At 71.6% G+C, this 12,677-nt stretch carries 11 protein-coding genes; 3 read left to right on the top strand and 8 right to left on the bottom strand.

The genetic code is table 11. The features are described 5' to 3' along the window. Positions 1-22 precede the first annotated feature (22 nt). Positions 23-2,239 (bottom strand): bifunctional salicylyl-CoA 5-hydroxylase/oxidoreductase, encoded by a 2,217-nt coding sequence (locus ACIQOU_RS04570; RefSeq protein WP_401533829.1) that lies wholly within the window; start codon positions 2,237-2,239, stop codon positions 23-25. Positions 2,240-2,483: 244 nt separating this feature from the next. Further along, positions 2,484-3,311: an enoyl-CoA hydratase family protein gene (locus tag ACIQOU_RS04565; RefSeq protein WP_401533827.1), complete on the bottom strand. Its 828-nt coding sequence runs from the start codon at positions 3,309-3,311 to the stop codon at positions 2,484-2,486. A 278-nt stretch (positions 3,312-3,589) separates the two neighbouring features. On the opposite strand from ACIQOU_RS04565, the gene ACIQOU_RS04560 reads away from it, so the two are divergent. Next, positions 3,590-4,036 (top strand): ATP-binding protein, encoded by a 447-nt coding sequence (locus tag ACIQOU_RS04560; protein ID WP_401533826.1) that lies wholly within the window; start codon positions 3,590-3,592, stop codon positions 4,034-4,036. Here the strand turns inward: ACIQOU_RS04560 and ACIQOU_RS04555 are convergent. The 3 genes from ACIQOU_RS04555 to ACIQOU_RS04545 all read right to left on the bottom strand — a co-directional run bounded on the left by ACIQOU_RS04555 (position 3,993) and on the right by ACIQOU_RS04545 (position 7,915). Then, positions 3,993-5,426 (bottom strand): amino acid permease, encoded by a 1,434-nt coding sequence (locus ACIQOU_RS04555; RefSeq protein WP_401533824.1) that lies wholly within the window; start codon positions 5,424-5,426, stop codon positions 3,993-3,995. The two genes, ACIQOU_RS04560 and ACIQOU_RS04555, sit on opposite strands and share 44 nt — an antisense overlap. Positions 5,427-5,563: 137 nt before the next feature. Beyond that, positions 5,564-6,571, bottom strand: a complete 1,008-nt coding sequence (gene argF, locus ACIQOU_RS04550) for an ornithine carbamoyltransferase (protein WP_401533822.1) — start codon at positions 6,569-6,571, stop codon at positions 5,564-5,566. Between the two features lie 120 nt (positions 6,572-6,691). Beyond that, positions 6,692-7,915: an arginine deiminase gene (locus ACIQOU_RS04545; RefSeq protein ID WP_401533820.1), complete on the bottom strand. Its 1,224-nt coding sequence runs from the start codon at positions 7,913-7,915 to the stop codon at positions 6,692-6,694. 198 nt (positions 7,916-8,113) lie between these two features. Here ACIQOU_RS04545 and ACIQOU_RS04540 point away from each other — a divergent pair, with 198 nt between their 5' ends. Both ACIQOU_RS04540 and ACIQOU_RS04535 read left to right on the top strand, forming a co-directional pair. Next, a complete protein-coding gene (locus ACIQOU_RS04540) occupies positions 8,114-9,118 on the top strand; it encodes an SPFH domain-containing protein (protein ID WP_401533819.1) in 1,005 nt (334 codons plus the stop codon). Continuing rightward, the gene (locus ACIQOU_RS04535; RefSeq protein WP_401533817.1) at positions 9,115-10,008 is read left to right on the top strand and encodes a hypothetical protein; all 894 of its coding nucleotides are present in this window, start codon (positions 9,115-9,117) and stop codon (positions 10,006-10,008) included. The genes ACIQOU_RS04540 and ACIQOU_RS04535 overlap by 4 nt, the downstream gene beginning before the upstream one ends. A gap of 179 nt (positions 10,009-10,187) precedes the next feature. Here ACIQOU_RS04535 and ACIQOU_RS04530 read toward each other — a convergent pair whose 3' ends face one another. From ACIQOU_RS04530 to ACIQOU_RS04520, 3 genes are all read right to left on the bottom strand, one after another. Then, positions 10,188-11,108: an LLM class F420-dependent oxidoreductase gene (locus ACIQOU_RS04530; protein WP_401533815.1), complete on the bottom strand. Its 921-nt coding sequence runs from the start codon at positions 11,106-11,108 to the stop codon at positions 10,188-10,190. Positions 11,109-11,621: 513 nt separating this feature from the next. Further along, complete coding sequence (locus ACIQOU_RS04525) at positions 11,622-12,092, bottom strand: DUF6099 family protein (protein ID WP_401533814.1); 471 nt, start codon at positions 12,090-12,092, stop codon at positions 11,622-11,624. Between the two features lie 208 nt (positions 12,093-12,300). Then, positions 12,301-12,609 (bottom strand): nucleotide pyrophosphohydrolase, encoded by a 309-nt coding sequence (locus ACIQOU_RS04520; protein ID WP_401534635.1) that lies wholly within the window; start codon positions 12,607-12,609, stop codon positions 12,301-12,303. Positions 12,610-12,677 lie beyond the last annotated feature (68 nt).

The raw sequence follows: 12,677 nt of genomic DNA, 5'->3' as shown, positions 1-12,677 counted from the left end.
GTCAGTCGGTCGTGAGGGTGCTTCAACTCTCCCGGTGCAGGCGGCGTTTGGGGGTGTCCGTGCGGCCGGTGCGTGGGGGTCTGCGGCCGGGGAGGTACGGGTCGGGCCAGTGGACGCCGGGGCCCTCGTAGCCCTGTTCGGCGGCCGCGTGCAGGGTCCACTGCGGGTCGTACAGGTGCGGGCGGGCGAGCGCGCACAGGTCCGTACGCCCGGCCAGGACAAGGGAGTTGACGTCGTCCCAGGAGGAGATCGCGCCGACCGCGATGACCGGGACGCGCGCCGCGTGCCGTATCCGGTCGGCGAACGGCGTCTGGTACGAGCGCCCGAACTCCGGCCGCTCGTCGGCCACCACCTGCCCGGTCGACACGTCGACGGCGTCGGCGCCGTGGGCCGCGAAGGCGCGGGCGATCTCGACGGCGTCCTCGGCGCTGGTGCCGCCGTCGGCCCAGTCGGTGGCGGAGATGCGGACCGTCATGGGCCGTTCCTCGGGCCAGGCGCCCCGCATCGCGTCGAACACCTCCAGCGGGAAGCGGAGCCGGCGGCAGAGCGGGCCGCCGTAGGCGTCGGTGCGGCGGTTGGTGAGCGGGGAGAGGAACCCGGAGAGCAAGTAGCCGTGCGCGCAGTGCAGTTCGAGGAGGTCGAACCCGGCGCGGGCGGCCCGGAGGGTGGCCGCCGTGAACTGTTCGCGCAGGTCGGTGAGTTGGGCGCGGCCCAGTGCGCGCGGGGTCTGGCTGCCGGGGCGGTAGGGCAGCGGAGAGGCCGCCACCAGCGGCCAGTTGCCCTCGGCGAGGGGTTCGTCCATGCCCTGCCACATCGGCTTGGTCGAGCCCTTGCGGCCGGCGTGCCCGAGCTGGACGCCGATCGCGGTGCCGGGTGCCTGGCGGTGCACGAAGTCCGTGATCCTTCGCCAGGCGGCAACCTGGACGCCGTTGTAGAGGCCGGTGCAGCCCGGGGTGATGCGGGCCTCGGGGCTGACGCAGACCATCTCGGTCATCACCAGTCCGGCGCCGCCGAGGGCCCGGGCGCCGAGGTGGACGAGGTGGAAGTCGCCGGGGACGCCGTCGGTCGCGGAGTACAGGTCCATGGGCGAGACGACGACCCGGTTGCGCAGGGTCAGGCCGCGCAGCCGCAGCGGCGTGAACATCGGGGGCGTGTCCGGCGGGCAGCCGAACTCCCGCTCCACGGCGCCGGTGAAGCGGGCGTCGCGCAGCCGGAGGTTGTCGTGGGTGACGCGGCGGCTGCGGGTGAGGAGGTTGAACGCGAACTGGCGGGGCGGCTGGTCGAGATGCAGGGGCAGGTTCTCGAACCACTCCAGGCTGGCGCGGGCGGCGCGTTGGGTGGAGGCGACGACGGGGCGCCGTTCCTCCTCGTAGGCCGTCAACGCCCCTTCCAGGGTGGGGTGTTCGGCCAGGCAGGCGGTGAGGGCGAGGGCGTCCTCGACGGCGAGTTTGGTGCCGGAGCCGATGGAGAAGTGGGCGGTGTGGGCGGCGTCGCCGAGCAGCACGGTGTTGCCGTGCGACCAGCGTTCGTTGACGACCGTGCGGAACACCGTCCACGCCGAGTTGTTGGAGCGCAGGGGTCTGCCGCCGAGCGCGTCCGCGAAGATCCGGGCGCAGCGGGTGATCGACGCGTGGGTGTCCGGGGCGTCGAAACCGGCCGCCCGCCACACCTCCTCGCGCATCTCGACGATGACCGTGGAGGCGTGGGGCGCGTACGGGTAGCCGTGCAATTGCATCACGCCGTGCTCGGTCTCGGCGATCTCGAAGCGGAACGCGTCGAACGCGACGTCGGTGGCGAGCCAGATGTAGCGGCAACGGTGCGGGGTCACCCGGGGGCGGAAGGTGTGCGCGTAGGCGGCGCGCGTCGTGCTGTTGACTCCGTCGGCGGCCACCACGAGGTCGTGGGTGGCCGACAGGTCGGCGGGGGGTGGGGCCGTGGTGTGCGGGCGGAGATCCACGCCGAGTTCCTCGCAGCGGTCGTGGAGGAGGCGCAGGAGGTCTTTTCTCGCCAACGCCGCGAAGGTGTGGCCCGTTGAGGTGTGGCGGGTGTCGCGGTGGACGATCTCTATGTCGTCCCAGCGGGTGAAGTGGCCTTTCAGGGACGCGTAGAGGGTGGGGTCGGCGTGTTCCATGCCGCCCAGGGTCTCGTCGGAGAGGACCACTCCGAAACCGAAGGTCTCTTCGGGGGCGGTGCGGTCCCACAGCGTGACGCGGTGGGCGGGGTGCCGGCGTTTCAGCAACGCGGCGGCGTAGAGGCCGCCGGGACCTCCGCCGACGACCGCTATGCGGGTGGGGTGCGGGTTCGCCGTGGGCGGGTGCGGGTTCGCCGTGGGCGGGTGCGGGTGCGTTGTGGCTGGTCGCGCAGTTCCCCGCGCCCCTTGGGTGGGGATGGTCAGCGGCGTTGGCGAGTTGGGGTTTGGTAGACCCGCGTGCGCGGTTCCTCGCGCCCCTGGCAGTGGCGGGATCGGTTGGGGGCGCATCTTCTTAGCGGTCCTGCCAGTTCGGGGGGCGTTTGGTGGTGAAGGCTGCTTGGAATTCCGCGTAGTTGGGGCCTGTCATCAGTAACGCCTGGGTGGAGGCGTCCAGTTCTATGGCCGCCGACAACGGCATGTCCAGCTCTGCTGTGAGGAGGGCTTTTGTCTGGGCGTGGGCCAGGGTGGGGCCCTTGGACAGGCGGGCGGCCAGGGAGTGGGCCGCTGCGTCGGCCGCGCCCTCCGGCGTCAACTCACTGATGAGGCCGATGCGTTCGGCCTCGGGGGCGTGGACGGGATCGCCCAGCATCAGCAGGCGGGTGGCGTGGCCGAGGCCGACGATCCTCGGCAGGAGGTACGCGGCGCCCATGTCGCCGCCCGAGAGGCCGACCCTGGTGAAGAGGAAGGCGAAGCGGGTGGTGGGGTCGGCCACCCGGAAGTCCGCCGCCAGGGCGAGCACCGCCCCCGCGCCCGCCGCCACCCCGTGCAGCGCCGCGATCACCGGGAACGGGCATTCCCGTACCGCCCTGACCACCTGGCCGGTCATCCGGTTGAAGTCGAGGAGGTGGGCGGTGTCCATGTCGAGGGTGGCGCCGATGATCTCCTCGACGTCGCCGCCCGAGCAGAAGCCGCGCCCCTCCCCCGCGAGGACCAGGGCGCGCACGGAGCGTTCCCGGGACAGTTCGGCAAGCAGGTCGCGCAGGTCGGCGTAGGCGCCGAAGGTGAGGGCGTTGAGTTTCTCGGGGCGGGCCAGGGTGACCGTGGCGACGCCGTCGGTGTGTTCGACGCGGAGGTGACGCCAGTCGGAGGTGCGGGCTGCGGAGCCGGTGAAGGGACTCAAGACGTGCGGCCTCCTCGGAAGGGGCGGACGCTGCCTCACGAAGTTATCACCGCTTCGTGACTGTCGTCACGGGTGCGCGATACGCTTCCTGGCAGGGTCCGGTCAGTCCGTCACGGGTCGCCCACAGGGGCGTAACAGCGGGAGCGGCCGCGCGCGGCGGGGCGTTGCTCGGGGTAGGCCGCAACACACCGGGCCGAAAGTCCCCTACGGCGCCTGCCGGACGTCTCTGCCGGACGGGGTCGTACCCTACATAAGGTTGAAAGCAGGACAGCCTGCCCATGATCGGACCAGTCGTGCACGAACGCCCCTCCGCCTCCTGGCGCATCGCACTGCCGCACTCCGCCGCGGCCGTGCCCGTGGCCCGCGCCCTGGTGCGCACGGCGCTGGCCGAGGTGGAGCACGGCGCGGACAGCGACACCGCCGAACTCCTCACCGCCGAACTGGTCGCCAACGCCATCGAGCACACCGGCGGCGACGTCCCGATAGAGCTGGTCGTGGAGTTGTTGCCGTCGGGGTGCCGGGTGGAGGTGCACGACCCGGACCCGGCGCCGCCGGGTGATCTGGGCGCGCCGTGCGGGGAGCCCGATCCGTGGCAGGAGCACGGGCGGGGGCTGTTGCTGGTGCGGGCGCTGAGTTCGTCGTGCGGGCACCGGCCGACCGAGTCCGGCAAGGCGGTGTGGTTCAGACTGCCGACGGCTCCGGGACAGTGGCCCCGTCCGGCGTGATCGCGTCGGCGAGGCGGGAGTTGCGGCGGCCGTAGCCGAGGTAGACCAGCAGGCCGACGGCGAGGAACACGGCGAACTGGAACCAGGCCGCCCGCCCGGTCTCGTACATCAGGTAGAGACAGCAGCCGACGCCGAGCAGCGGGAGAGACGGGAACAGCGGCACCCGGAAGGTGCGGGCGAGGTCCGGTTCGCGGCGCCGCAGGGCGAGGACGGCGACGTTGACGATGGCCATGACGGCGAGGGTGCCGATGGTGCACAGGTCGACCACCGCGTCGAGGGGCGCGAAGGCCGCCGGGAGCGCGAAGACGACGGCGACAACGACCGTACCGGCGACGGGGGTCGAGGTGCGGGGCGAGACCTTCTGGAAGAGGCGCGGGATCAGGCCGTCCCGGGACATCGACATCAGGATGCGGGTCTGGCCGTACATCACGGCGAGGACGACCGAGGCGATGGCGACGACCGCGCCGAACGCGACGACCCCGCCGCCGACGTGCGAACCGGTGACCTCGTCGACGACATGGGAGAGGGCGGCGGGGCGGCCCGCGACCTGGCCGGGGCCGATGGCGCCGATCGCGGCGAGGGCGACCGCGCAGTACAGCAGGGTGACCAGGCCGATGCAGACGAGGATGGCGACGGGGATGTCCCGGCGCGGGTTCTTCGCCTCCTCGCCCGCCGTGGTGATCGCGTCGAAGCCGATGTAGGAGAAGAACGCGGCCGTGGTGCCCGCGCCGACGCCGCCGAGCCCGGCCGGTGAGAACGGGGTGAGGTGGCCGTCCCGGAAGGCGCTGAACCCGATGACGCAGAACGCGGCCAGGACCGCCAGCTTCAGCACCGCCATCGCCGCCGTCGCCCGCGCGCTCTCGCGCACCCCGCGCACCAGGAGGGCGGCGGCCAGTGCGACGACGACGACGGCGGGCAGGTTGACGACGCCGCCGTCGCCGGGGCCCGCCGACAGGACGTGCGGGAGCTGGTGGCCGGTGAGGGAGACGAGGAGTTCGTTGACGTACTGGCTCCAGCCGACGGCGACGGCGGAGACCGAGACGCCGTACTCCAGGAGCAGGCACCAGCCGACGAGGAACGCGGTCGACTCGCCGAGGCCCGCGTAGGCGAACGCGTACGAGGAGCCGGAGACCGGGATGGCGCCGCCCAGTTCGGCGAAGGCGAACGCGGTGATCACGCAGGTCAGCGCGGCCAGCGCGAAGGAGACGACGACGGCGGGTCCGGCCTGGGCGACCGCGTCGGACAGGCCGACGAAGATGCCGGTGCCGACGATCGCGCCGACGCCGAAGCAGATCAGCTGGAAGAGGCCGAGGGTGCGGCGCAGGCCGTGGCCCTCCCGGTCGGTGCCGGACTCGGCGACGAGAAGGGCCGGGGACTTGATGCGGGGCATGCGGGTGGTGCTCGTTTCCGGTGCGGCGGGGGCGACGGGATGCCGTCGCGACGGCGGCCGGGGAAGGGGTGGTTCCGGCCGCCGGGCGGGACAGAGAAGCGGTGCGGGGTGGAGGTACGGCGTGCGGGGGTCGCGGGTCAGGCGAGGGTCGCGACGAGGACGGCCTTGATGGTGTGCAGGCGGTTCTCCGCCTCGTCGAAGACGACCGAGTGGGGCGATTCGAAGACCTCGTCCGTCACTTCGAGTGACGTCAGGCCGTGGCTCTCATATATCTCGCGGCCGACCTTGGTCTCCAGGTCATGAAAGGCGGGCAGGCAGTGGAGAAATTTGACGGCCGGGTTGCCGGTGGCCTTCAGGACGTCCATGGTCACGGCGTACGGCGTGAGCGCGGTGATGCGGGCGTCCCACACCTCCTTGGGCTCGCCCATGGAGACCCAGACGTCGGTGGCGACGAAGTCGGCGCCGGCCACGCCCTCCTCGACGGACTCGGTGAGGGTGATGCGGGCGCCGCTCGCCTCGGCCAGTCCACGGGCGCCGTCGACGACGGAGGGGGCGGGCCAGAAGGCCTTCGGGGCGACGATCCGGATGTCCATGCCGAGCAGCGCGCCGGTGATCAGATAGGAGTTGCCCATGTTGAAGCGGGCGTCGCCGAGATAGGCCAGGGTGATGTCGGTGAGCGGCTTGGCGGTGTGCTCGGTCATGGTGAGCACGTCGGCGAGCATCTGGGTGGGGTGCCAGTCGTCCGTCAGTCCGTTGAAGACGGGCACCCCGGCGAACGCGGCCAGCTCCTCGACCTTGGCCTGGCTGTCGCCGCGGTACTCGATGCCGTCGTACATCCGGCCCAGCACCCGCGCGGTGTCCCGCACCGACTCCTTGTGCCCCATCTGCGAGCCCGACGGGTCGAGATACGTCGTCGAGGCGCCCTGGTCGGCGGCGGCGACCTCGAACGCGCAGCGGGTGCGCGTCGAGGTCTTCTCGAAGATCAGCGCGATGTTCTTGCCGGTCAGATACCGCGTCTCGGTCCCGGCCTTCTTGGCCGCCTTCAGCTCGGCGGCCAGGGCGAGCAGCGCGCGCAGCTCGGCGCCGGTGAAGTCCAGCTCCTTGAGGAAGTGGCGCCCGGCGAGGGCGGTGGGGACGGTCGCCATGGGGGCGCTCCAGAGATGCGGTGACAAGGACGGACTGGAAGTCTATACGATGCCCAGAATTCTTATACGTCACTGTGTTCGACGGCACGCCCTTCCTCACCTGCCGCTTCCCGGGCCGCCCTACACCGGTCCGCGTTCGACCGGGCAGCTCATGCAGCGCGGTCCGCCGCGGCCCCGGCCCAGTTCGCTGCCGGGGATCTCGACCACCTCGATGCCCTGTTTGCGCAGGTAGGTGTTGGTGGTCGCGTTGCGTTCGTAGGCGACGACGACGCCGGGTTCGACGGCGAGGACGTTGCAGCCGTCGTCCCACTGCTCGCGTTCGGCCGCGTGCACGTCCTGGGTCGCGGTGAGCACGCGGATCTCGCTGAGGCCGAGGGCGGCGGCGATCGCGCGGTGCATGTGCTCGGGCGGGTGGTCGGTGACCTTGAGTTCTTTCTCTCCGACGCCGGGTTCGATGGTGTAGGAGCGGAGCATGCCGAGCCCGGCGTACTGGGTGAAGGTGTCGCCGTCGACCATCGTCATCACGGTGTCGAGGTGCATGAAGGCACGCCGCTTCGGCATGTCCAGGGCGACGATGGTCCGCGCCGAGCCCGCCGCGAACAGCTTGTGCGCGAGCATCTCGACGGCCTGGGGGGTGGTGCGCTCGCTCATGCCGATGAGGACGGCGCCGTTGCCGATGACCAGGACGTCGCCGCCCTCGATGGTGGACGGGTAGTCGGCCTGGCCCTCGGACCAGAGGTGGAAGGTCTCGTCGCGGAAGAGCGGGTGGTGCCGGTAGATCGCCTCGAAGTGCACGGTCTCGCGCTGCCGGGCGGGCCAGCGCATCGCGTTGATGGAGACGCCGTCGTAGATCCAGGCGGAGGTGTCGCGGGTGAAGAGGTGGTTGGGCAGCGGGCCGAGGAGGAAGTCGTCGAGGTCCATGACATGGAAGCGCACGGAGGTGGGTTCCGGGTGGGCGTCCAGGAACTCGCGCTTGGTCATGCCGCCGATGAGGAGTTCGGCGAGGTCGGGGGCGGGGAGGTTCTCGAAGGCGGCGCGGAGGTGGTCGGTGGCGAGGACGCCGTACTCCTTCTCGTCGAAGACCCGGTCCAGGACGAGGGTGCGGGCCGCCGGGATCGCCAGGGCCTCGACGAGCAGGTCACCGAAGAGGTGGACGGCGACGCCGCGGTCGCGCAGGACGTCCGCGAAGCCGTCGTGCTCGGCGCGCGCCCGGCGCACCCAGAGGACGTCGTCGAAGAGGAGCGCGTCCTTGTTGCTGGGGGTGAGCCTTTTCAGCTCCAGATCGGGCCGGTGGAGGATGACGCGGCTGAGCCGCCCGGCCTCGGAGTCGACGTGGAATCCCATACCCCCATCCTGGCGAACGTCGACCGTATTCACCCGTCGCTTGACCGTTCAGGCCGTTTCTTGATCGCTTTTTGGGCCCCCGGTCACACATGACCCTCTCCCCCTCACCCCCACCCCCCACTTCTCGTCCCCTTGACGATTAACACGTGCGCCGCTTATCGTCTCCATGACGAGAAAGACGGAGGAGGTCGTACCCACATGGCCGACATCACCCGGCGCCTGGGCTGGCGCCATCTGCGGGGCGCGCCGACGGCGCACATCCGGCACCACCGCGCGGGCCGACTGGTGCACGACGGACCGGGGCTGAGCTTCTGGTACCGGTCGCTGACCGCCGCCCTGTCCGAGGTGCCGGTCGACGACCGGGAGTTGGCGATGACCTTCCACGCCCGCACCTCCGACTTCCAGGACGTGGCGGTGCAGGCCACGGTCACCTACCGGATCAGCGACCCGGCGCTCGCCGCCGACCGCCTCGACTTCTCCGTCGACCCAGACACCGGGGTGTGGCGGAGCGCGCCGCTGGAGCAGCTGGGCACCCTGCTGACGGAGACGGCCCAGCAGCACGCGCTGGACGTCCTCAGCCGGACGGCGCTGTCGGCGGCGCTGACCGACGGGGTGACGGCGGTGCGCGAGCGGGTCGCGGCGGGGCTGGCCGCCGAGCCCCGGCTGCCGGCCACCGGCATCGAGGTGGTCGCCGTGCGGGTGGTGGCGCTGCGCCCGGAGCCGGAGGTGGAGCGGGCGCTGCGCACCCCGGCGCGGGAACAGATCCAGCAGGAGGCCGACCGGGCGACCTACGAACGGCGTGCGGTGGCCGTCGAACGGGAGCGCACGATCGCCGAGAACGAACTCGCCAGCCGGATCGAACTCGCCCGCCGCGAGGAGCAGTTGGTCGACCAGCGCGGCACCAACGCGCGCCGGGAGGCCGAGGAGTCGGCGGCCGCGGACGCGGTGCGGGCCGGTGCGGAGGCGGCCCGGACGGTGAAGCTCGCCGAGGCCGAGGCGGGGGCGGCCCGGATGACCGGCGAGGCACGGGCGCAGGCACAGGCCGCCTGGCTGCGGGTGCACGCGGACGTCGACGTGGCGACGCTGCACGCCCTCACCGGGACGCGGCTCGCGGAGAACCTGCCGCACATCGAGAACCTCACGGTCTCTCCCGACGTGCTGACCGGGCTGCTCTCCAGGCTGGGCACCGGGGACCGGGGGTGAGCCTCACGCCGAGGGCGGTGCTCGTCCACCGGACCACGGAGTACGAGGAGTTGGTGGCCCACCACGGCACGCACGGGCAGGCCGCCTTCTTCCTCTCCCGCCGGGGCCGGGACATCGCGGAGGTCGCCGAGCGCCACCACCGCACCCGGCGCGCACTGGCCGAGGTGACCTCGGCGATACCCATGACGTGGCGTCAAACACGCGTCGAGCGGGCCGACTTGGACCGTTTCCTGTTCGCGCCGGAGGACGTGGTGGTGGTCGTCGGGCAGGACGGTCTGGTGGCGAACGTCGCCAAGTACCTCGCCGGGCAGCCGGTGTTGGGCGTCGACGCGGACCCCGGGCGCAATCCCGGCGTCCTGGTGCGGCACCGTCCGTCGGAGGCGGCGCGCCGGTTGCCGAGCGCGTTCACGGGCGCGGCGGACGAACTCACCATGGTGGAGGCGGTGGCCGACGACACCCAGCGGCTGCTCGCCCTCAACGAGATCTACCTGGGCTCGGCCGGTCACCAGACCGCCCGGTACCGCCTGGGCCTGGAGGGCGACGGGGGTGTCGTCGAGGCCCAGGCTTCGTCCGGGGTGCTGGTGGGAACGGGCACCGGCGCCTCCGGGTGGATCGGCTCGGTCCGGCGGGAGCACGGCGTCGCCCTGCCCCTGCCGGACCGGGCCGAGGCCAGGTTGCTCTGGTTCGTCCGCGAGGCCTGGCCGTCCCCGGCGACCGGCACGTCTCTCGTCGCCGGGGAACTGGCCGCGGGCGCCCGCCTGTCGATCACCGTCGAGTCCGAACGCCTCATCGCCTTCGGAGACGGCATGGAGAGCGACGCGCTGGAACTGACGTGGGGCCAGACGGTCCGGCTGGGCGTCAGCGGGCAACGGCTACGCCTCCTGGACTGACCCCGAGCCCGGCGCCCGGCGCCCCGCACCCGGCACCAGCGGGCCGAGCGGCTTGCCGCCCCCCCCTGCCCTCGCCGGGTGCGCGAAAGCCCCCAGGAATTCACCGGGTGATCCTGGGGGCTGGGGACTGGGGACTGGGGGACGACTCGGTGGTCGGCGGCGTCCGTCCTGGTGAGGGGTCAGGCCAGTTGGGACTGCACCTCGCTGGAGATCAGCTCCAGGTGGTCCAGGTCGTCGAGGTCGAGGATCTGGAAATAGATCCGGCTGGCGCCCGCCTCGGCGTAGCGGCCGATCTTGTCGACGACCTCGGCAGGGGAGCCCGCGAGGCCGTTGGCGCGCAGTTCGTCGACCTCGCGGCCGATGGCGGCGGCGCGGCGGGCGATCTCCGCCTCGTCCCGGCCGACGGCGGCGACCAGAACGGCGGAGTAGACGAGGTCGTCGGCGCCGCGCCCGGCCTCCTCGGCGGCGGCCCGCACCCGGCCGAACTGGCTCGCCGTGTCCTCGACGGAGGCGAACGGGATGTTGAACTCGTCGGCGTACCGGGCCGCGATCCTCGGGGTGCGGGTGGTGCCGAGGCCGCCGACCAGGACCGGGATCTTCGTCTGCGCGGGCTTGGGCAGCGCGGGCGAGTCGGTGAGGTCGTAGAACTTTCCGTGGAAGTCGAAGGTCTCGCCGGCCTTCGTCGCCCACAGCCCGGTGACGATGTCGAGCTGCTCCTCCAGACGGGCGAGCTTCTCCTTCGGGAAGGGGATGCCGTACGCGGTGTGCTCGGCCTCGTACCAGCCGGCGCCCAGACCGAGTTCGACGCGCCCGCCGGACATCTGGTCGACCTGCGCGACCTGGATGGCGAGCACGCCGGGCAGCCGGAAGGTCCCGGCGGTCATCAAGGTGCCGAGCCGAATCCGCCGCGTCTCCCGCGCCAGCCCGGCCAACGTGATCCACGCGTCCGTGGGTCCCGGCAGCCCGTCCCCACCCATATGGAGGTAATGGTCCGACCGGAAGAACGCGTCGAACCCGAGTTCCTCGGTCGCCTTGGCCACGCTCAGCAGCGTGTCATAGGAAGCCCCCTGCTGAGGCTCAGTAAAAATACGAAGATCCATCCCCCCATCCTGCCCGCTACACCCCCCTAGGCCCACCCGACCACGCAACCCACGGCCGGACAACGCCGCAAAAGGCCCGCGGGCCTGCATCAATATGCGGCTCCACCACGCAGGCGCGACCAACTGGCCCGAGCCCACGTCCAACGGCCCGGCAACGCCGCAAAAGGGGCGCGGGGCTGTATCAATATGCGGCTCCGCCGCGCGGGCGCGACCAACTGGCCCGAGCGTGTCAGGCACGCCGCCAGCAACGCCGCAAAAGGGGCGCGGGGAACTGCGCGACAAGCCACGACGGCGCCGCACCCGACCACGAACCGGTCTCCCCAGGGCCACGGGCCTGCATCAATATGCGGCTCCGACGCCCAGGCGCGACCAACTGACCCGAGCGTGTCAGGCACGCCCCCGGCAACGCCGCTAAGGGGCGCGGGGAACTGCGCGACAAGCCACGACGGCGCCGCACCCGCCCAACGACCTAAAAAAGGGGCGCGGGGAACTGCGCACACCCCGACGGACACCTCACCCCGCCTCGCGTTCCGGCAACAACGCCTCCCGATCCGCCAGCTTGCGCAGCATCTCCCGCACACGATCCCGAGACTCATCCGCAGCGTCGATGACCTCCATACACTGCCAATAAACCCCCTCCTCACTCGCCGAACAGGCAAGCCCGACCAGCGCGATACTCACCTCGCCCAATAACCCGCCGAGATGCCGCAGCGTCAGCGCCACCTCCCCCAGCTCGGTCAGCTCGACCGCCCGCGGCTCCTCCGCACAGAGCCGCGGAACATCGAGAACCGCCCGCCCCCGCCCCGCCAGCTCCGTCAACCCCAGCGCCTCGCCCCGCAGTTCGGCCGGACCCGTCACCGCGAGGCGGCTGCCTATCGCCTGCGCCAGGGCCTGCGCCTGCCACACCTCCCTCAGCATGTCCGGCGTGCCGCCGGTCCCCGCGAGGGCACGTCTGCTCGTCACGATGAGCCGCACCGCGTCCATGGGCCGTCCCTGCCTGTCCCTCTCGACGTGCTTGCGCACGCCCGCCCGCACTCACTAGTTCACTACCCAGAGTGAGGGCAGGTAAAGAAAAGCGCCAGAGTAAGACCGAAATCTACGGGTAACTTATCGATTTCAGGCGGGATTTCGACTACGAAGAGTGAAAGTGGAGTGGGTAACTCTTCGCAACTCCCTTCACCGGCCGCCGATTTCAGGGCGCCGGGAACCGCTTCTCGTTCCGGTCGATCTTCGCGTCCAGGGCCGTGAGCGGGTCGACGCCGAGCACCTCGCAGAGCTGGAGCAGATAGGCGAGGACGTCGGCGACCTCGTCCCGCACCCGGTGGGCGGTGTCCGGGTCGTCCATCACCCGCGCCGACTGCTCGGGCGTCAACCACTGGAAGATCTCGACGAGTTCGGACGCCTCGACGCTGAGCGCGGCCACCAGGTTCTTGGGGGTGTGGAACGGCTGCCAGTCGCGGGCGGCGGCGAAATCGGCCAACCGGCGCTGGAGGGACGACACATCGAGTGGGGCGCGCGGGGTGCTCGGTGCGTGCGGGGCGGGCGATGCGGGCGGGGTTTCGGGGCGTG

Origin of the sequence: Streptomyces sp. NPDC091279, from assembly GCF_044757465.1 — a bacterium.
Classification (GTDB): domain Bacteria; phylum Actinomycetota; class Actinomycetes; order Streptomycetales; family Streptomycetaceae; genus Streptomyces.
The sequence above is the reverse complement of the archived record's forward strand: the minus strand, read 5'-3'. Positions and strand labels throughout refer to the sequence as shown.

What these genes read in the sequence shown, in the direction of transcription:
- ACIQOU_RS04560 (WP_401533826.1), top strand. Translation starts at nt 3,590, where the DNA reads ATGATCGGACCAGTCGTGCACGAACGCCCCTCCGCCTCCTGGCGCATC.
- ACIQOU_RS04555 (WP_401533824.1), bottom strand. Translation starts at nt 5,426, where the DNA reads ATGCCCCGCATCAAGTCCCCGGCCCTTCTCGTCGCCGAGTCCGGCACC.
- argF (WP_401533822.1), bottom strand. Translation starts at nt 6,571, where the DNA reads ATGGCGACCGTCCCCACCGCCCTCGCCGGGCGCCACTTCCTCAAGGAG.
- ACIQOU_RS04530 (WP_401533815.1), bottom strand. Translation starts at nt 11,108, where the DNA reads ATGGATCTTCGTATTTTTACTGAGCCTCAGCAGGGGGCTTCCTATGAC.
- ACIQOU_RS04545 (WP_401533820.1), bottom strand. Translation starts at nt 7,915, where the DNA reads ATGGGATTCCACGTCGACTCCGAGGCCGGGCGGCTCAGCCGCGTCATC.
- ACIQOU_RS04540 (WP_401533819.1), top strand. Translation starts at nt 8,114, where the DNA reads ATGGCCGACATCACCCGGCGCCTGGGCTGGCGCCATCTGCGGGGCGCG.
- ACIQOU_RS04525 (WP_401533814.1), bottom strand. Translation starts at nt 12,092, where the DNA reads ATGGACGCGGTGCGGCTCATCGTGACGAGCAGACGTGCCCTCGCGGGG.